Source organism: Bacillus sp. BSL6 (genome assembly GCF_052928345.1).
Genome location: NZ_JAVGCW010000003.1, coordinates 277872 through 295573, shown reverse-complemented (window position 1 = coordinate 295573; position 17702 = coordinate 277872). Strand labels below are relative to the sequence as shown.

General features: G+C 34.9%; 22 protein-coding genes and 1 pseudogene. 8 read left to right on the top strand and 15 right to left on the bottom strand.

From position 1 onward, the window contains the following. The first annotated feature begins 17 nt into the window (after window positions 1-17). From RCJ96_RS12540 to RCJ96_RS12525, 4 genes are all read left to right on the top strand, one after another. The gene (locus RCJ96_RS12540; protein WP_446699792.1) at window positions 18-989 is read left to right on the top strand and encodes an MBL fold metallo-hydrolase; all 972 of its coding nucleotides are present in this window, start codon (window positions 18-20) and stop codon (window positions 987-989) included. Window positions 990-1074: 85 nt separating this feature from the next. Next, a complete protein-coding gene (locus RCJ96_RS12535; RefSeq protein ID WP_062821427.1) occupies window positions 1075-1509 on the top strand; it encodes a hypothetical protein in 435 nt (144 codons plus the stop codon). A gap of 109 nt (window positions 1510-1618) precedes the next feature. Beyond that, window positions 1619-3565: an ABC1 kinase family protein gene (locus tag RCJ96_RS12530; RefSeq protein ID WP_416503750.1), complete on the top strand. Its 1947-nt coding sequence runs from the start codon at window positions 1619-1621 to the stop codon at window positions 3563-3565. A gap of 141 nt (window positions 3566-3706) precedes the next feature. Then, window positions 3707-3952, top strand: a complete 246-nt coding sequence (locus RCJ96_RS12525; RefSeq protein ID WP_071727387.1) for a hypothetical protein — start codon at window positions 3707-3709, stop codon at window positions 3950-3952. A 54-nt stretch (window positions 3953-4006) separates the two neighbouring features. On the opposite strand, the gene RCJ96_RS12520 is transcribed toward RCJ96_RS12525, so the two are convergent. Together RCJ96_RS12520 and RCJ96_RS12515 are read right to left on the bottom strand one after the other, a co-directional pair. Continuing rightward, window positions 4007-4687, bottom strand: coding sequence for a DUF3600 domain-containing protein (locus tag RCJ96_RS12520; RefSeq protein ID WP_416503748.1), 681 nt, complete (start codon window positions 4685-4687; stop codon window positions 4007-4009). Beyond that, window positions 4684-5262 carry a sigma-70 family RNA polymerase sigma factor gene (locus tag RCJ96_RS12515; RefSeq protein WP_416503746.1) on the bottom strand — a complete coding sequence of 193 codons (579 nt, stop codon included), beginning with the start codon at window positions 5260-5262 and terminating at the stop codon, window positions 4684-4686. Before RCJ96_RS12515 ends, RCJ96_RS12520 begins: the two co-directional genes overlap by 4 nt. Before the next feature lie 207 nt (window positions 5263-5469). Between RCJ96_RS12515 and RCJ96_RS12510 the strand changes: the two genes are divergently transcribed. Together RCJ96_RS12510 and RCJ96_RS12505 are read left to right on the top strand one after the other, a co-directional pair. Next, entirely contained in the window at window positions 5470-6456 is a 987-nt protein-coding gene (locus RCJ96_RS12510; protein ID WP_416503744.1) for a quinone oxidoreductase family protein, read from the top strand. A gap of 29 nt (window positions 6457-6485) precedes the next feature. Continuing rightward, window positions 6486-7124 carry a hydrolase gene (locus RCJ96_RS12505; RefSeq protein WP_270794930.1) on the top strand — a complete coding sequence of 213 codons (639 nt, stop codon included), beginning with the start codon at window positions 6486-6488 and terminating at the stop codon, window positions 7122-7124. Between the two features lie 44 nt (window positions 7125-7168). Here the strand turns inward: RCJ96_RS12505 and RCJ96_RS12500 are convergent, their stop codons facing one another. The 6 genes and pseudogenes from RCJ96_RS12500 to RCJ96_RS12475 all read right to left on the bottom strand — a co-directional run bounded on the left by RCJ96_RS12500 (window position 7169) and on the right by RCJ96_RS12475 (window position 12452). Then, on the bottom strand, window positions 7169-7552 hold the full coding sequence (locus RCJ96_RS12500) for a VOC family protein (protein ID WP_074606021.1): 384 nt from the start codon (window positions 7550-7552) through the stop codon (window positions 7169-7171). 55 nt (window positions 7553-7607) lie between these two features. Beyond that, window positions 7608-8130 (bottom strand): annotated as a pseudogene (locus tag RCJ96_RS12495) (sugar phosphate isomerase/epimerase family protein); the annotation flags it as partial. A gap of 52 nt (window positions 8131-8182) precedes the next feature. Beyond that, a complete protein-coding gene (locus tag RCJ96_RS12490) occupies window positions 8183-9352 on the bottom strand; it encodes a DEAD/DEAH box helicase (protein WP_000588613.1) in 1170 nt (389 codons plus the stop codon). Window positions 9353-9371: 19 nt separating this feature from the next. Beyond that, window positions 9372-9899: a hypothetical protein gene (locus RCJ96_RS12485; RefSeq protein ID WP_000460210.1), complete on the bottom strand. Its 528-nt coding sequence runs from the start codon at window positions 9897-9899 to the stop codon at window positions 9372-9374. Between the two features lie 90 nt (window positions 9900-9989). Continuing rightward, complete coding sequence (locus tag RCJ96_RS12480; RefSeq protein ID WP_001985392.1) at window positions 9990-11678, bottom strand: formate--tetrahydrofolate ligase; 1689 nt, start codon at window positions 11676-11678, stop codon at window positions 9990-9992. A 63-nt stretch (window positions 11679-11741) separates the two neighbouring features. Further along, a complete protein-coding gene (locus tag RCJ96_RS12475; protein ID WP_074606017.1) occupies window positions 11742-12452 on the bottom strand; it encodes a class I SAM-dependent methyltransferase in 711 nt (236 codons plus the stop codon). 205 nt (window positions 12453-12657) lie between these two features. On the opposite strand from RCJ96_RS12475, the gene RCJ96_RS12470 reads away from it, so the two are divergent. Then, complete coding sequence (locus tag RCJ96_RS12470; protein ID WP_001253199.1) at window positions 12658-12996, top strand: hypothetical protein; 339 nt, start codon at window positions 12658-12660, stop codon at window positions 12994-12996. Between the two features lie 29 nt (window positions 12997-13025). Here RCJ96_RS12470 and RCJ96_RS12465 read toward each other — a convergent pair whose 3' ends face one another. The 4 genes from RCJ96_RS12465 to ytfJ all read right to left on the bottom strand — a co-directional run bounded on the left by RCJ96_RS12465 (window position 13026) and on the right by ytfJ (window position 15042). Then, window positions 13026-13238 carry a hypothetical protein gene (locus tag RCJ96_RS12465; protein ID WP_000711202.1) on the bottom strand — a complete coding sequence of 71 codons (213 nt, stop codon included), beginning with the start codon at window positions 13236-13238 and terminating at the stop codon, window positions 13026-13028. A gap of 69 nt (window positions 13239-13307) precedes the next feature. Then, on the bottom strand, window positions 13308-13628 hold the full coding sequence (locus RCJ96_RS12460) for a hypothetical protein (RefSeq protein WP_074606015.1): 321 nt from the start codon (window positions 13626-13628) through the stop codon (window positions 13308-13310). A gap of 51 nt (window positions 13629-13679) precedes the next feature. Beyond that, on the bottom strand, window positions 13680-14456 hold the full coding sequence (locus RCJ96_RS12455; RefSeq protein WP_000014090.1) for an oxalate:formate antiporter: 777 nt from the start codon (window positions 14454-14456) through the stop codon (window positions 13680-13682). Window positions 14457-14616: 160 nt separating this feature from the next. Beyond that, entirely contained in the window at window positions 14617-15042 is a 426-nt protein-coding gene (ytfJ, locus tag RCJ96_RS12450; protein ID WP_000349987.1) for a GerW family sporulation protein, read from the bottom strand. Window positions 15043-15174: 132 nt separating this feature from the next. Between ytfJ and RCJ96_RS12445 the strand changes: the two genes are divergently transcribed. Continuing rightward, window positions 15175-15960 carry a GNAT family N-acetyltransferase gene (locus RCJ96_RS12445; protein ID WP_074606014.1) on the top strand — a complete coding sequence of 262 codons (786 nt, stop codon included), beginning with the start codon at window positions 15175-15177 and terminating at the stop codon, window positions 15958-15960. A 25-nt stretch (window positions 15961-15985) separates the two neighbouring features. Here RCJ96_RS12445 and RCJ96_RS12440 read toward each other — a convergent pair whose 3' ends face one another. The 3 genes from RCJ96_RS12440 to RCJ96_RS12430 are packed head-to-tail and all read right to left on the bottom strand — an operon-like array spanning window position 15986 to window position 17695. Continuing rightward, entirely contained in the window at window positions 15986-16867 is an 882-nt protein-coding gene (locus RCJ96_RS12440) for a phosphotransferase family protein (RefSeq protein ID WP_416503742.1), read from the bottom strand. A 31-nt stretch (window positions 16868-16898) separates the two neighbouring features. Further along, window positions 16899-17327, bottom strand: coding sequence for a GNAT family N-acetyltransferase (locus tag RCJ96_RS12435; RefSeq protein ID WP_000570289.1), 429 nt, complete (start codon window positions 17325-17327; stop codon window positions 16899-16901). Beyond that, window positions 17324-17695, bottom strand: coding sequence for a hypothetical protein (locus RCJ96_RS12430; protein WP_000688091.1), 372 nt, complete (start codon window positions 17693-17695; stop codon window positions 17324-17326). The genes RCJ96_RS12435 and RCJ96_RS12430 overlap by 4 nt, the downstream gene beginning before the upstream one ends. Window positions 17696-17702 lie beyond the last annotated feature (7 nt).

Below are 17702 nucleotides of genomic sequence, written 5' to 3'. Positions count from 1 at the left end.
TATAAGGAGTGGTAAAGATGAAAAAAGTAGAACAATTATCTTCTCACCTATATCTGATTGATGATTTTGATTTACAACATAATGAACGAACTGGTACGTACGTTTTATTAGGTGATGATATTACTTTAATTGAAACTTGTGCAGCCCCTTCTCTTCCGTATATTTTAGACGGCTTACAACAATTACATATTGATTTAAACGAAGTTAAAAACATTATCGTTACACATGTTCATTTAGATCACGCCGGTGCTGCTGGTTTAATGATGGAAAAATGCCCAAATGCTACTTTATATGTGCATTCTCGCGGTGCTCGTCATATGATTGATCCAACAAAACTCATTTTAGGTGCAAAAGCTGTGTACAAAGAAGATTTCGATAAACTTTTTGATCCAATTCTTCCAATTGAAGAAAAACGTGTTCATATTGTACAACATGGTGATACGTTACAAATTGCCGAAGACCGCATCCTTACATTTTATGATACACCGGGACATGCAAAGCACCATATTAGCATTCACGATTCATTAACAAACGGTATTTTTACTGGCGATACAATTGGAATTTATTATAGAGAACTCGCAGACCTTGGTGTAGAACTGTATCTACCATCAACGTCCCCTTCACAATTCCAACCAGATGCGATGATTGCTTCTAAAAATCATATTCAAAGTATGAATGTAGATACTATTTATTTCGGCCATTACAGCGCATCATCCAATGTTACAGAAGTATATAAGCAACTAGAACATTGGTTACCTATTTTCGTTCATACTGGTAAAGAGGTCTTTGAAAAATATAATGATTTCGATGAGGCTACTAAAGCTTTGCAAACTGTATTAATGGATAAGGTCTCTTCTCACCTTACAAAGTTAAATGTTCCATCAGATCATTCCGTTTATAACATTTTACATCTAGATATAGAAATTAGCGCGATGGGCATTATAGATTATTTCACGAAGCAAGAAAAAGCAAACACCACTATTAAATAACCGTAAAAGAAGAGATATACAACAGTAGTTATTGTATATCTCTTCTTTTTTTGAATATATTTTGAGTAAAGGATGGTGGAATATAATGCAAAAAGTGATGCTATACCTCTGCTTTACATTATTTATCGTCTTATTATTATTTGTCGGAGTGAAAATTCAATTTTATTTAGATACAGACGCACAAGTAAACTTTAACGTTTATCCAAGATTATTCTACTTTACACTCTTCCCTCTTATAGTCGGCATTTTATTACGATTCCTTCAATCTATTAATCGTGAAACAAGTAAACAAAACTGGCGCTTTCAACCGGATAAATTTATCGCCATTACTGTGCCTACACTATTCATTTCCTTTTCTCCAGCTCTACTCTTTTCACCAGTTGGTGCATACCTACCTTATATAACTAATATTATTCTTATCAATACAACTTTTGTTACGATAATTAGTTTAATAGCTGGCTATTCCCTTTTAGATTGTTTTATACAAAAAGATACTGTAAATATGAAAAAATATAATTGAATACTCTATTTGATCGTGCAAGTCAGGGAGGTACTTCCTTGGCTTGTTGTTAGAATAATTATATTCCAGTATAATACAGTAATCGAATAAAATTCAGAGGAATGATACAATGTTTTTTCAATTTTTTCTACTAGCAGTCATTATGTCTTTTATTAGTGGTCGACTAATTGGTACAAAACTAAATTTTTTCAAACAAGCAAGTGCAGCCACTTTAGGTGTTTCACTTACGTCGGCTATGTATTGGTTTTTATATTTACGCTATCAAGATGAATCGATTGTCGGTGTTGATAGATATTTTTGGCTGGGGAGCTCATTAATTGTATCGATGCTTTGTTACCTAGTTTTTGAATTATTTGATCCTATTAAGCGTGGCGAAATGGATGACGTAGTAATAGAAAGTAGAAACCCTATTTCAAAATTCTTCGCTAAAATTGGTAGACAAAAAAGATATATGCGCGTCTCTTCTATTGCAATCAAACACGGAATGGGAAAATATTTAGCTTTAAAGCGCTCACCAGAAGCAGATCGCAAGCTCGCCACTTCCCTTCGAAATACACTAGAAGAATGTGGTGGTGTATTTATTAAATTCGGACAAGTTTTATCAACTCGATCTGATTTACTACCACCAGTTTTTATTCACGAATTATCAAACCTTCAAGAAAATGTAACACGTTTATCACAACAACAAGTTGAAGAAATATTGAACAAGGAACTACATATACCGAAAGATGAAATTTTCAGCTCCTTTGAAATGGAACCCTTAGCTGCCGCCTCTATTGGCCAAGTACATAAAGCGAAGCTCAAAGAAAACGACCAGGATGTCGTCGTTAAACTACTACGTCCTAATATTTCTGAGACAATTAAACGTGACTTAGATATTTTAATTCACTTCGCTCTATGGATTTCCAACAAATCAACTTGGGCTAAAAATATCGGATTTCTTGATTTAGCACAGGGCTTCTCTACCGCAATGAAAGAAGAAATTGATTTCAAAATCGAGGCTCGTAACTTCGAACAAGTGTCTGATTCACTAAAAAATAGTGAAACGAAAATAAAAATACCGGAAGTATATCAAGAATACAGTAATTCAAAAATACTTGTGCTTGAATTTTTAGATGGAGTAAGTGTTAAAAGTGGGGCAGCATTATTAAATGAATTACAAATTGATACGAAAAAAGTACAACGACAACTCTTTGATTGTATTTTAGAGCAAATTTTCTTTAAAGGTATTTTCCATGCAGACCCTCATCCAGGTAATGTGTATATTCTTCGTGATGGTACTCCTGCATTACTTGATTTCGGTTCTGTCGGACGATTAGGAACACTTCAACAAGAGGCATTCAAGCGACTGCTTATCGGCTTTGAGCGCAAAAATTCATATGTCTTACTTGATGGACTGCTTCAATTAGTTGAAAAGAAACCAAATGTTGATAAAGAAGGATTAGAACAGTCTATTAGTCAATTATTAATTCAAAGTACGTACGTTTCTACAAATAGTTCTGGAGAATTCATTCAAGGGTTGTTTCAAATAATCGCTGAATTTGAATTAGCATTTTACCCAATGGTTGCAGGGGCTTTCCGCTCTTTAATTACGCTAGAAGGAACGATGCTACAACTAAACCCTGAATTCAATTTAATGGATGAAGCGAAGCGCTTTGCGAAAGATCATGTAGCTAGTTTTATGCCAGTTAACAATTATTCAAGTTTAAAAGAAGCTGCAACAAACGAATTACTCTCTATGTTACCTGCCATGCGACGCATTCCTAGAAAATTAGATGATTTAAGTTCAAAACTAGAAAACGGAGAATTATCCGTAAAGGTCGGCTTTTTCTCTGACGAAACAAATGCATCATTTATTACTACTTTCATCTCACAATTCCTCATTGCATTTATTGGAACTGCATTTGGTGGAATTTCGGTAGGTGTATTGCATTTAGCAAACAATGCGAAAGAACCAAATGATCAATTTTTAAATGTCGTTGGTTACGGTGGTTTATTTATAAGTGCGATATTACTTGTAAGAGTAGCTATTCATGCGGTAAGAAAATTTAAGTAATAATAAAACGAGTATGAAATCACTTAGATTTTATACTCGTTTTTTATTGTTTATATATTCAATATGCACTAGAAAATTTATGCTAAAATAAAGAAAATCGTGCACTAGGTCAAAATACATTTCAATCAAGGGAGAATTATTATGTATAGATTTTTTGGATTCTCATGTTTAATGTTTCTCGCAAGCATATGTTCTTTCTTTATTTTAAGAGGACCTAATGCAAATTTAACTTTAGTTATTTCGATACTAGGTATTCTTTCATTACTGGGTATTATTTTTGCGATAGCATCAAAAAATTGGTTATTCGGAATAATTGGTACAGTATTAAATGGACTAATACTAGTAGTTGTATATTTCCTATTGCTAGCAAAAGGAATAGGTGGTTAATATATTTACGTTTCAATAAGAAAATCTCAGAGCTTAGACTCTGAGATTTTTTACTTATCTCACCTTTTCGTCTACATCCTCCATAATCTGCTCTGCTTTCATAAATCTTTCTTTATATGCCTCAGGTACTTCTTCTAGTTTTATTGCACCGGTTGATTTTGTCTTCACTCGTACGATTTCATGTGTCATTAAAGCTTCCATATAGCGATCAAACTCTTCTTGCGTTAATACTTCTCTACTTGATTTATGACCATTTAATTTATCAAAGTATGGTTGAAGGCCCATACTTACCTTTTTCATTTCTTCTCTTTTTGCTGGCGATAATGCATCATAATCAATATTGCCGTTCGAATCTCCGTACGCAAGCTTTGCATTTGTTAATTTCTTTAGTTCTTTTGTAAACACTTCATATTCTTTTGTACCCATTTCATCTTTCGCTTCTGATAACTTTGCACTAAAACGCATGTACGCCTCTAATGTCATCGTTCCAGCATGTTTTTTTAAGTTTTCAAAAGACCCGTATATACCATCTGCCATAATAGATTGATATGCAAAACCAGTTGTCGGGATTAAAAACGCCGCTGCAAGTACTCCTGCGATAAGGCGTTTCTTCACCTTACTTCCCCCGCGCTTCATTTTTATTTGAACGATTACTTTTTCTTTCAACTCCGGCGGTACAACAATCCCTTTCGCTTCTTCTTGTATAGATTCTCGAACTCTACAATCTAAACTCATTTCACATTCCCTACCTCTCCTAAAAAGATTTCTTCTACTTGCTCTTTTTGACGTAGTTTCTTTAAGGCCGAATGAATTCTAGATTTCACAGTACCAATTGGAATATGTAATATTTCTGCTACTTCTTCTTGTGAGTAGTCGTGCAAGTATCTTAAAATAATAACTTGTTTCAATTTATACGGTAATTTATGAATAAGTTCGATTAGCTTTTGATTTGATATTTTCCTTACAACATCGTTAGAAAAATCAATTTGTACTGGTTTTCTCTGCTCTTCTGCTTTTTTTATAATTCGTAGTCGCATCCACCTCTTTCTTCTATAAGAGTGAATTTGTTTAATTACAAGTCCAATTAGCCAAGGACGAAATGGCTTCTCGCTATCATACTTACGAAGCGATTCATATAGCTGTATGTATATTTCTTGAACGACATCATCTACATCCGCTTTATCATCTATTAAAAAATGTGCTGTCTTATATACTTCGTGAATCGTTACATCATATAATTCGCTATACGCTTCTTTATTTCCTGATAAAGTTAATTGGATCAAATCTGTATACACTGTTTCATCCTTCATATACCACCCCTCCTTTGTCTTACACTTTATATTGGCAAGTAATCTATATTTCGTTCGATTTTTTTTAAAAGTTTTTTATATAAATTAATATAATGATTCAATACGTTCATAAGCTTCACTTATAACCTTGCATAACTATTATATAATTTCCCAATTCCTGAAAAAGATTTAAAATGATTTATATAGTCAAATTTAGGGGGATAAATAATGAAAGCTATCATTGTAACATCGTTCGGTGGTCCTGAAGTGATGAAATATACAGATGTGGATATGCCGGTTGTTTCAGAAAATCAAGTTTTAATTCGCGTTGTTGCTACGAGTGTAAATTTCGCTGACATTAAATCACGTTATGGCAAAAAAGGAAATAAAGCACTACCTTTTATTCTAGGTATAGATGTCGCTGGTATTGTAGAACGTGTCGGCTCTCATGTGAAAAATATTCACCCTGGACAACGTGTCATTGCTTTTCCTCAAAATGGATCTTACGCTGAATATGTTGTTGCAAATGAAAATCTTACTTTCACATTACCTGATGAAGTCGATTTCCAAACTGCAGCAGCATGCCCTATCGTATCTTTCACAAGCTATAATTTACTCGCAAATGTAGCAAGGCTTCAACAAGGTGAATCTGTACTCATTCATGCGGCGGCTGGTGGAATTGGCACTACTGCTATTCAACTTGCAAAACTATTAGGGGCGGGAAAAGTTATCGGTACTGTCGGAAGTGAAGCAAAAAAAGAAATTGCTTTAGATGCCGGTGCTGATTATGTAATTGGTCATCAAGATGAAGATTTTGTAGAGAAAGTCAATGAGCTGACAAATGGTGAAGGGGTTGATGTAATTTTAGACTCTATTTCTGGAACGGTTTCGGAAAGAAGTTTAAAATGTCTTGCTTATTACGGCCGCCTCATTCATTTCGGTAATGCAAGTGGTGAAATTGGCAATTTCCAAACGAAAGATTTACATGCAAGTTGCCGCTCTATACTCGGTTTTAGCTTTGGAACTACACGAAAAAAACGTCCTGAACTACTCCAAGAAACTGCAAATGAAGTATTCCGTTATTTGCGTGACGGACGTTTGCAAATCAGGGCTACGAAATCTTTTCCACTTCAAGATGCAGGGAAAGCACATGAATGGGTCGAAAGTAGAAAAAGTACAGGGAAAGTAATACTAACTGTTCAGTCCTCTTCCTGAAATGAATACTTGAAACCGAGGTGTCATTCATGGGATCACGAATTATGCATGCTATTATCGCTAACGGTATTGCCGAGAAATTATGTATTCAAGATAAAACTTCTTTCATACTTGGAGGTGTAGCCCCTGATGCGGTTCATTCAGCAGAAGAAAAAGGAACTTCACATTTTTACGCAGGCACGACGAAAAACTATACGCGAAGGATAGATTTCAATTCTTTTTTTCAAAAATATAAAGTTCATATGAATTCCCCTTTTCTCTTAGGCTATTACACCCATCTCATTGCCGATGATAATTGGCTAAGTGGTTTTTTTCTACCTTGGCTAAAAAATAGAATAGAAAATGATGAAACAATCGCACCTATGTACTATAACGATTTTAAATTGTTAAATGCAAAATTGCTTCATCATTACGATAAAGAACAACAGCTCTTCTCTCTTCTCAATCAAGAGGCTCACATTGTGGATATTGAAGAGGTTTCTAAAGAAAATATTTTAGAATTTCGAAAGTATCTTTTTGAAGATATGTTGTATCCGGAGCAACATTTGCATGAAGACTTACAGGTGTTTACGTTTAATCAAATTGTCGGTTATATGGAAACCGCTATTGAAAAAGGAACATTTTTTATTAAACAACTTTCTCATGATAAATTCATTTCAATGATTTAATCCCCCTCAATATGTTTGAGGGGGATTTTCACATAGCAATATTATTATTTGTTCTTTTCCATAACCGCAAAATAATTTCCTTCACTATCAGCAAAGTTAAACACTTTACCAGAAGGCATAGTTACCATTTCTCCAACAGTAACATTTTTATTTGTTAAATCTGTATATAATTGATCAAGATTTTCTGAGAAGAACATTAAAGATGGTGTACCAAGATTCAATTCTGGGCTCATCTTAGAAATAACTTCTTTATTATGTAGTATAATGCTCGTTTCAGCACCGTTAGTTGGAGCGATTTCAATCCATCTCATTCCTTGTTTGTTATCTTCCTCTGCAACTACATGAAACCCTACCTTTTCCGTCCAAAAATTGACTGCCTCATCTTGATTATTTACATACAGCATAATTTGTCCGACCTTATGGATCATTACATTTCCCCCTAATGTTTTTTATATTCTAAGTAGGTTTCTACATGTACTATCATTATTCCTTTTGAGTTGGTATGTACTTCTTTGCAAAATTTATCGACTGACTCATCCCATCTAGTTCGTCAAAATAATCATTTCTTTCGATCATGTTATATCCATTGAATCCAATTTCATCTAATACTTTAAAGAATATATCGAAATCTACTTCACCATTTCCTACTGCTACTTCAATATACTTACTTGAACTATCGCTTTTCACTTTTGTACAATCTTTAATATGAGTTTGTACTATATAATCTTTTAATAACAATAAACCTTCTACCGGATTTTCATTTACATCACTAATTAAATTTGCTGGGTCAAAGTTAACCGCTCATCCTTTTGAATTTATATTTTCTATAAATCGCTTTTTCAGATCCCGTCTCAATAGCAAAGAATCCTCCAAATCTGAATGCTAATTCCCCTATTTCATTACAAACACGTATCATTTTATCATAGTACTCACTATTTTCATCATCTGGGGTTTTCCCAATATGGGCTGTTACTATGTTAGCTCCTAACCTTAACCCTTTATCACTTGATTACAAACAAAAAAGACGTAACTACAAATAGTTACGCCTTCCACATTATTTATCTAGGCTTTTTCTTCCCAGTAAATGCTGGTTTCTTTTTCTTTGGTGCTTTCGGTTTCGTTTCTACAAATGATCCTTTGAACATTTCTTGCTTCGTAAATACGATACCTAGTTTTTTCGCAAATTGTAGTAATTTACGCTCTTCTTGCGGTGTTACAAGAGATACAACAGTTCCTTCTTTCCCCATACGTCCAGTACGTCCAGAGCGGTGAATATATTGGTCTACTGTGTCTGGTAATTCTAAGTGAATTACATGTGTTAAATCGTCAATATCGATACCGCGTGCTGCAATATCAGTAGCAAGTAGAATTTCTAATTTTCCTCCGCGGAAAGCACGCATCGTCGCTTCACGCTCTTGTTTACTTGCTTCTGCATGAAGAGCCGCTGCTTTCATTTTACGGAATTTCAATTTCTCTGTAATTTCGTCTAAACGGAATGGGTCGTTTAAGAAAGCAACTGCTTTTACATCGCCCATATGCATAATTCTTCTTACGTAATCATTTTTCTCGCGTCGCTCACAAATGATATACGTATGCTCAACTAAGCTTTTTGACTCTGCTCGTGTTACACGTACTAATTGTGGTTCAACTGCTAAATCACGTGCCGCATCTTCTGCAGCTTTTGTCATTGTAGCCGAGAAGAATACTAATTGACGATCGCGCATCGTAGATTTAATTACATCTTGTACAGCGCCCATCATCTTTTGTTTTACAATTTGATCAAACTCATCAAATACAATTGTTTTCACTTCATGCATTTTTAGCTTTTTCATACGAATTAATTCTAAAATACGTCCCGGTGAACCGACAATCACTCTTGGGTGTTTCTTTAATTTTTCTACTTGGCGCTTAATATCTGCACCACCAATTAAAGATGCACCTGAAATTTCAGTTCCTGCTGTAAACTTTTGAACCTCTTCATGAATTTGCATGACAAGTTCACGTGTTGGCGCTAAAACAACAACTTGTGGTTGTTTTACTTCAGGATTGATTTTATGTAAAAGGGGTAATAAGTACGCTAATGTTTTTCCTGTTCCAGTTGGAGATTCAGCTATAACGTCTTGTCCTTCTAAAATAGTTGGAATCGCTTGTTTTTGAATTTCAGTTAACTCCTTAAAACCAGCCTTCTCCCAAGCTTGTTGTAAAAATGGTTGCATATCTTTTATCATTTGTTTTTCTCCTTTATCTCTATTTTTGAAGAAAATGTTGTATTGTTCGCACCGTTTCTATCATGTGTGAAATAACAGCTATTAAATCATCAACATGGTCTTCTGTAATCGCTTTTTGAAATAGAACCTCTACCTTATTATGATATGAAATCGCTTGCTTATTATATTCGTATGAAAGTTTTTGCGTAATCATTCTTTCTTTTCCCCATATAGAATGCATGAAAGTTTCAATTTCACCGCACACTACTTCTGGTTTTTCAATCGGGAATGAAAATGCTAACTTCATTTCGCATCCTGGTGTAAATTGTGGTACTTCTAATATTTCACCAGACAAGTTCTTTGCATCTACAGATAGTGAAAATGTTGCCTCTACTAACGGTTCGAATGGTTCTGTTAACTGAAATGAAATATGATATATACGACTTAATGAAGCAAGGTCCATCATATCTTTTCGATCTGTTACAAGAATATCTCCATGTAAATCAAAATCATATACAGCGCCTTCTACGATTACTTTTAAATTATCAAAAGCAGTTGGATCAAACATAATTTCCTCCAAAAAACAGGCGCCTTTCGATGGAAAGGCGCCACTTGATGTATATATAGTTTACAGATAAACGAGATGAATTACAACCTTTTAGAATAAACCTACTGCTTTTCCATCTTCATTTACATCCATTTGTAGTGCTGCTGGTTGTTTCGGAAGGCCTGGCATTGTTAACATTGTTCCTGTTAACGCAACGATAAAGCCTGCACCAATAGATGGTTTTAGCTCACGAATTGTAACGATAAAGTCAGATGGACGACCTAATTTCGTTGCATCGTCAGAAAGAGAGTATTGTGTTTTCGCCATACAAATTGGTAGGTTACTCCAACCTTCGCCTTCATATTGAGCTAATTGCTTACGTGCTTTCGGAGCAAATTCAATGTCTTTTGCGCCATACACTTTTTGAGCAATTGTACGAATTTTCTCTTCTAATGGTAATTCTAATTCATAAAGTGGTGCGTAGTTGTTTTCACCTTTTTCAATTTCTTTTAACACTTTTTCAGCAAGGTCAACCCCGCCTTGGCCACCTTTCTCCCAAACTTCTGTTAAGGATACCGCATAGCCACGCTCATTACACCATTCTTGTAAGTATGCAACTTCTGCATCTGTATCTGTAATGAATTTATTAATTGCAATTACGAAAGGCACACCGAAGCTTTGAATTGTTTCAACATGCTTCTGTAAGTTCTCCATACCTTTTGCTAATGCATCTACATTTTCTTCTTTTAATTGATCTTTTGCTACGCCACCATGCATTTTAAGCGCACGAATCGTCGCAACAATAACAACTGCTTCTGGTTTAATACCAGCTGCACGAGCTTTAATATCTAAAAACTTCTCAGCACCTAAATCTGCACCAAATCCAGCTTCTGTAATAACATAATCACCTAATTTTGCTGCCATTGTTGTAGCGATAACACTGTTACAACCATGAGCGATATTCGCAAATGGTCCGCCATGAATGATAGCTGGTGTATTTTCTAACGTTTGCACTAAGTTTGGCTTTAATGCATCTTTTAATAATAATGTTAACGCACCTTCTACACCTAAATCTTTAACCGTTACAGGTTGATTTGCAAAATTATAAGCAACTACGATGCGTGATAGACGTGCTTTTAAATCTTGAATATCTGTCGCAAGGCAGAATACGGCCATAATTTCAGATGCTACTGTAATATCAAAACCGTCTTCACGCGGTACACCTTGAACCGGTCCACCAAGACCAATTACTACGTTACGAAGGGCACGATCATTTAAGTCAACACAACGTTTCCAAACGATTTTACGCGTATCAATTCCAAGTGTATTTCCTTGTTGGATATGATTATCAATAAACGCGGCTAACGCGTTATTAGCAGTTGTGATCGCATGGATATCTCCAGTAAAGTGAAGGTTAATGTCTTCCATAGGTACAACCTGTGAAAAACCACCACCTGCTGCTCCGCCTTTTAGCCCCATCGTTGGTCCAAGAGATGGTTCGCGAAGTGCAATTACTGTTTTCTTACCAATTTTATTAAAAGCTTGACCTAAACCAACTGTTACTGTTGATTTACCTTCTCCAGCTGGAGTTGGGTTAATCGCTGTTACTAAAACAACTTTACCGTCTTTCTCATTCTGTAAGCGCTTAAAAATATCAAGAGATAACTTACCTTTATAATGCCCGTATGGCTCTAATTCATCTTCTAAAATATTTAAATCAGCTGCAATTTCTTGAATCTTTTTCATACTCGCTTCTTGTGCGATTTCAATATCGGATTTAACTGTTGTAGTAGTTGTCATATACCCTAGTCCCCCTTTAATTGGTTCTGATGATATTGTATCAGTTTTTTGTATTTTCTGCACTTATTTACCTCCTAAAAATTCTTTCATTTCTTTATGCTTTTTTAACATAAATACCCATAAGAACGTTAACGATTGTTGTAACTCTGTAGGAAGTTGACCTAACATCTTCTCATTTACTCCGCGCTTATATACACCGATACCATCTACAACTTTAAAACCTTGTTCTTTTGCTAACTGTTCAAATTCCCAAGGCATCATCGTATTACATACAACGTCTTTGCCGTATAAACGAGGATAACTGTTCTCTCTTGGCTTTGCTGTCGGCCCTAAAATTGCAATACATGCATACCCATCACTTTTTAGAACACGCTTTATCTCATTTAATGCTCGTAATGGCTCCTCGGTCCATTCTAAAGAATTAATTGCCATAATTGCTTCAAATTGTTCATTTTCAAATGGCAAGGAAGAAAGATCTCCTTTTATAAAAGATAAATCTGGTCCTTCTCCGCGCTCCTTCCCTTTTTGAATCATCACTTCTGATAAATCCACTCCAACTGCTTTATAGCCCGTGCGACTTAATTTATATGTACCGTATCCATCACCACAACCAACATCGAGCACCTCGGCTTCTTTCTTTACGTACTGTTCAAAAAACGGAATAATTGTACTCCTACTCCCGCTGTCCCACATCTCCTGACTATTTTGATTCCAAAACTCTGCGCTACTATCCCATTTCTTTTCTGCTGATTCATGCCAATTAAATTTCGTCATACATTCCCCTACCTTCACGCTTTATCACTCATTTCATTCTACATCATTTTCCAAAATTCCTGTTTTATCTTCATTAGGAAATGTACATGCTAATAAAGGAATCTTTATTCTCCAATTTTTGCTTTACTTGGGTTTAACTCATACTCATGTTCTTCTCTTTATGAAAGATAATATAAGTACACCCAATTGAAAGAGAGGGATGTACATGCGAAGAAAGAGAAATCATCATTTTAAAAGTGGTGAAAAAAACGAAGAGTATGCAGCTGAAATATCACCAGCTGGCATTCCAATTAGACATAAACGTAAAGAAATTGCAAATGAAATAGAAGGTACAAATACCGGTGCAATGATAGGCTATGTCGCTTTATTTCTTTCGCTTTTCTCCATTGCTTTTTATCCAGTTACACTCGGTTCTCTTGCGATTTTAGTTGGCTTATTAGCTGTCAATTTTGGAGCAAGAACACTTGGATATACAGCAATTGGTTTTGGTAGTTTTTCTGTTTTATTTACTTTACTTTATCCGCTTGCTTTGTCAGCGTTTTAAAAAAACACACCAAGTTATACTTGGTGTGTTCATTCGTGATACAACATAATATGACCGCATCCACAACAATGTTTCGCTGTAATTTCTTGAAACACTGGATAATTTTCTTCATCCCGATGCTCAATAAACACCTTTTCAAATCGATACATATTTGGTGCATATGCCCAATCTTGTTTCGTACGTGCGTATAATGTAGAAGAGAAAAACTCCTCACCGCCACAAACAATACATTCCTTTTTCATCAATACCCCTCCTATGCTTGTCTTACTTCATCTATATGAACATAAGCATAAGAAAAAGACCTTCTATTACTAGAAAGTCTTCTCTGAAACAAAAAGAAATGTACCAAACATTCCTACCCCGCTATATTCTCTCGTAACATCAGCTTCTGTTTTAAATGTTTGCTTTACAGTCATAAAGAATACACCATTTCGTGCATCTGTACTTTCAAATTTTAGTTTTTCTTTTTTACCATCTACATTTTGTGTGCATTCAAAACTACCCTCGTCACATTTCAATGCATACTTATCTTCTAGATACAATTTAAAATCTGATTCTTTCGGACAAGTGATAAGTAAAATTGCCACAAGAATAATACTTACAATACCCACACTTGTATAATATTTCTTCATTTGTACTCCTTTCAAAAGACAAGAAAACTTGACTGCATGCGCCAAGTTTTCTTAGTCCACAACCCATTGCCACTCTTGTTCTTTCTTATCAAAAATAAGCCAACCAGTCTCTGTTGCTTCTTCTTTCAATTCATCGATATTATCTAGTACCTCATCCGTACTTTCATACGAACCGACTACATAAACTGGAATTTCAAGACCCCTTCTTGACTCAATTTTCCCTGCCAGATCAATATAAAGACCATCTTCCATTAATGGAATAAGCCCCATAATCACTTCTTTTGAAATTGCTGGGAAAATTTTTGATTTTTGGAAGAAAGAAAAACGTTTCTTACCGAAAGCACCGAGTTTATAAGGAATGACTTTACTTAACATCCCTACAAAGTCTGCAATTCTACGATAATACACTTTGTTGTACCATCCGTCATCATGTGAAAAATAAACAAATCTATTTTTCAATAACGGAAAGAACGTTCTTGCAAGTGGTTCTTTTTTGTGAGCCAAATATAAAAGCTCTGCAATTTCTTTTGGCTCTAGTTCATCTAAATCGCTTGCATCATCAAAATCTACCCAACAAAATTCATCAAATTCATCAATCTCTGCTTGAATTAACTTATGTATATTTTCTTCCTCAACATATTCAAATAAAGTATGATAATGAAAATCTGTCCATTCAAAGTTATGCTTTAAAAGCAACACTTGATGAAGCGGTGAAGGGATGTTACTTGCAAACTCTTTAAACGTAATTCCTGATGTAATAAAACAATGACCCCGACGATTACCATTAATATATATCATATTCTTTACTTGGTCAGATCCTCCAGACAAAGCACCTAGCCACCTTCGTTTTATATGTTTCAATTCTATAGCATATTTTAACATGAAAAATTTTAGAAACATAGAAAAAACTTCAAAAACTATTTACAATTTCATGTGTTTTATTACACAGTGATTACAAGAAAAAACACCTGCTCGTAAGCAGGCGTTTTTAAAGGATTTCATCTGGGTTTTGAGGATGATGATTTCCCTCTTTCTTTTCATCTTTTTGGAACATCGATTGAATTTTATCAATTGTTTGTGGAGCTAATTCAATCATTTTCTCTGCTAAATGTGTCGCATTTTGCAAATGAAGAATATTTACTCCATCTTTATTCACCACAAGAAATGCTACTGGTGTAATAGAAACACCACCCGCGCTACCGCCACCAAATGCAGGGTTACCGTTCGCTCTTTGTCCATCATTCGTTTGGAAATCAGAACCTCCTGCTCCAAAACCGAACGCTACTTTAGAAACCGTTAACACTACACCACCGTCAGCCGTTTGAACAGGCTCTCCAACAATCGTATTTACATCGACCATTTCTTTTAAATTTTCCATTGCCGCTTTCATTAATCCTTGAATTGGATGATCCACCGTTCATAACCTCCTTTGTCATATCTTTCCTAGTTTTTCCGAAAGTTTGTGAACTAAACATAAAATTTTATATTGCTTTCAAAAAACTTAAGTTGTAATATTTAGAAAAATAAAAAAAGAGGTTGATTCGTTATGATGCGAAAATTAACAAAGAAAGATCATGAACAAGTATTCGCTTACCTAAAAGAAGAAGCAGCCCTTAACTTGTTTATTATTGGAGATATTGAAGCTTTCGGTTATGACACAGATTTTCAAGAATTATGGGGCGTATTTAAAGAGAATGGAACATTACAATCGATTTTACTCCGATTCCACGATTCATTTATACCCTATAGTAAAGAAGAACTTGTTACCACTGATTATGAGACAATTCTTTCCGCATATAAGCCGCTGAAACTCTCTGGTAAGTCAACTATTGTAGAAAGGTTTGAAACTGCTTCCAGTCTACAATTAGGCTCCAAAAATGAAATGTATTTTTGCGAATGTATAGATGCCGACAACTTGCCTAGTACACCTGCCCAAGAAACAATTAAACTTGCCACACTAGATGATGTAGAGCGAATTATGCAATTAAGAAGTAGCATCGATGAATTCCCGACTGCTCATGAATCAGAAAAAATTTTAAGGCAAGCTCTCGAAACAAATACAGGACGTACATATTACATTGAAAAAGACGGTGCAATCATCGCATCCGCCTCTACTTCCGCTGAAAATTCATTATCTGCAATGGTTGTTGGCGTATGTACACACCCGAATTACCGCGGAAATGGATTTGCTTCACTCATATTACAAAAAATGATTCAAGACTTTACGAAAGAAAGCCGAACACTTTGCCTGTTTTATAACAATCCAACTGCTGGACGAATTTATAAACGATTAGGTTTTAAAGACATTGGAATGTGGACGATGTATCGATAATTAAAAGCCGATTTTAAATCGGCTTTTATACATACTCTGCTATTCCAGCTTCAAAGGCTTTCTTATCATTATTTAATACGCCAAATAATGCTTCTTGAAGCGCAAATGTACTCTTATAAAAATCCATTCGCTCCTTTACTGCTTCTAAATTAGGATAATAGGCTTCAAATAGTTGTAAAAACTCTTCTCCATAACTAGCTAATATCCCAGCAAAATCATAAGCCGGATCTCCAATGCTCGCCCCACCAAAATCTATGACCCCTGAAATATTCTTTTTTGTTGCACTATATAGAATGTTTGTCATGCCAAAGTCCCCATGAACAAGACTAGGAGTAAAGTTAAAATGGCTACTTTTATTTAAATATAACTCAAACGATGTTGAGACCTCTTTTCTCGCTACATTTCTCATGAATGGATAAACATGTTCTTTTAATTGGCTATATAAACTATTTATTTCTGAATACATATCAGTACTATCACATTGCATAATGCCTTCGAATGTAGATAACGGAATTTCATGCAACTCTTTTAAAAATCTCGCCAATGTGTACGCAAGTTTCTGTAATTGCTTTTTATCATTTATTTCCGTAAAAACATTTTTCCAAAACGGGTCTCCTTCAATCATCTCATAACCTGCAAATACTTTCCCTGGTACTTCATTTTGAAACCCTTGATAACTTGGATTGGGAATTTGAAGCGTAATGAAGGGTCTTATTTTCTGTAGTAACTGTGTTTCTATTCGAAGTTTCTGAATACCTTTTTCATATTTCGGAAACCGAAATACTATATTATCATTTACAATTAACACATCATTATTTTGACCTATTTCATTTATATAGACAGAGTTTATTTGCAATTCAGGATACAACCTTTTTAAATACGCAACATACTCATTTTCTTTTCTCATGCTTTCGCTTCTCCCGTTCAAACTATTATTCTCACTTTAAAGTCATAATGACCTGTCTTTCAACAAAACCAAACTGTTCGTACATCTCTTTTGCAAAATTTCCAGCAAATACATTCAAACGAATTTCTGAATAATTCTTTTGTAATTCCTTAATACCAGCCTCCATTAACTTTCTTGACAATCCTTTCCCGCGGTACTCTGGAAAAACATACAATTCGTATATAAACCCTAGTTTTTCATGAGAAAAATAGTCCGTATTTTCCCCTATTAATATCCAACCCATTACAACGTTTTCTTCTTTAACGACTAAATAATACGCTCCCTTTTCTACAATCGGCCTTGTAATTTCAATCGCTTTCTCTGTATTTAAACGACAATTTCCCCTCGTACCTTCAAAAAGCGATTGAGCTGCATATTGTATTATTTCGTCCGTTTCTTCCCGATTTGCCTTTTCTATCATTTTTTACAACTCTCCTCTTTAATAGGCATTAATATCGCTCGTTCAAGATCCTCCGCTTCCATAACAATTGCCATCAATCCCTTTTCTGTACTCGTTTCATGAAATTCACCCTTCTCCCAAAACACAGCTTGTCCCGCTTCCACCTTCACTTTTTCTTTATTTGCCCCGCATACATATCCTTCTCCGTCCACAATAAGAAGCAGTTGCGATACAACTGCTTCATGATATCCAATTATTCCATTCTCTTTTAAATGCATAGCACCGATATGTATATTCCCTTGATGGTTTACTATTTTCGACATTATGAAATTAGATTGAAATGCTGTAATTTGCTTTCCTACTTTTTCACTAAAATCAAAGATTTTCACTTCTAGT

Excerpts from the sequence above, each read along its gene's own strand:
- RCJ96_RS12540 (WP_446699792.1), top strand. The coding sequence starts at position 18 with ATGAAAAAAGTAGAACAATTATCTTCTCACCTATATCTGATTGATGAT.
- RCJ96_RS12535 (WP_062821427.1), top strand. The coding sequence starts at position 1,075 with ATGCAAAAAGTGATGCTATACCTCTGCTTTACATTATTTATCGTCTTA.
- RCJ96_RS12530 (WP_416503750.1), top strand. The coding sequence starts at position 1,619 with ATGTTTTTTCAATTTTTTCTACTAGCAGTCATTATGTCTTTTATTAGT.
- RCJ96_RS12525 (WP_071727387.1), top strand. The coding sequence starts at position 3,707 with ATGTATAGATTTTTTGGATTCTCATGTTTAATGTTTCTCGCAAGCATA.
- RCJ96_RS12520 (WP_416503748.1), bottom strand. The coding sequence starts at position 4,687 with ATGAGTTTAGATTGTAGAGTTCGAGAATCTATACAAGAAGAAGCGAAA.
- RCJ96_RS12515 (WP_416503746.1), bottom strand. The coding sequence starts at position 5,262 with ATGAAGGATGAAACAGTGTATACAGATTTGATCCAATTAACTTTATCA.
- RCJ96_RS12510 (WP_416503744.1), top strand. The coding sequence starts at position 5,470 with ATGAAAGCTATCATTGTAACATCGTTCGGTGGTCCTGAAGTGATGAAA.
- RCJ96_RS12505 (WP_270794930.1), top strand. The coding sequence starts at position 6,486 with ATGGGATCACGAATTATGCATGCTATTATCGCTAACGGTATTGCCGAG.
- RCJ96_RS12500 (WP_074606021.1), bottom strand. The coding sequence starts at position 7,552 with ATGATCCATAAGGTCGGACAAATTATGCTGTATGTAAATAATCAAGAT.
- RCJ96_RS12490 (WP_000588613.1), bottom strand. The coding sequence starts at position 9,352 with ATGATAAAAGATATGCAACCATTTTTACAACAAGCTTGGGAGAAGGCT.
- RCJ96_RS12485 (WP_000460210.1), bottom strand. The coding sequence starts at position 9,899 with ATGTTTGATCCAACTGCTTTTGATAATTTAAAAGTAATCGTAGAAGGC.
- RCJ96_RS12480 (WP_001985392.1), bottom strand. The coding sequence starts at position 11,678 with ATGACAACTACTACAACAGTTAAATCCGATATTGAAATCGCACAAGAA.
- RCJ96_RS12475 (WP_074606017.1), bottom strand. The coding sequence starts at position 12,452 with ATGACGAAATTTAATTGGCATGAATCAGCAGAAAAGAAATGGGATAGT.
- RCJ96_RS12470 (WP_001253199.1), top strand. The coding sequence starts at position 12,658 with ATGCGAAGAAAGAGAAATCATCATTTTAAAAGTGGTGAAAAAAACGAA.
- RCJ96_RS12465 (WP_000711202.1), bottom strand. The coding sequence starts at position 13,238 with ATGAAAAAGGAATGTATTGTTTGTGGCGGTGAGGAGTTTTTCTCTTCT.
- RCJ96_RS12460 (WP_074606015.1), bottom strand. The coding sequence starts at position 13,628 with ATGAAGAAATATTATACAAGTGTGGGTATTGTAAGTATTATTCTTGTG.
- RCJ96_RS12445 (WP_074606014.1), top strand. The coding sequence starts at position 15,175 with ATGATGCGAAAATTAACAAAGAAAGATCATGAACAAGTATTCGCTTAC.
- RCJ96_RS12440 (WP_416503742.1), bottom strand. The coding sequence starts at position 16,867 with ATGAGAAAAGAAAATGAGTATGTTGCGTATTTAAAAAGGTTGTATCCT.
- RCJ96_RS12435 (WP_000570289.1), bottom strand. The coding sequence starts at position 17,327 with ATGATAGAAAAGGCAAATCGGGAAGAAACGGACGAAATAATACAATAT.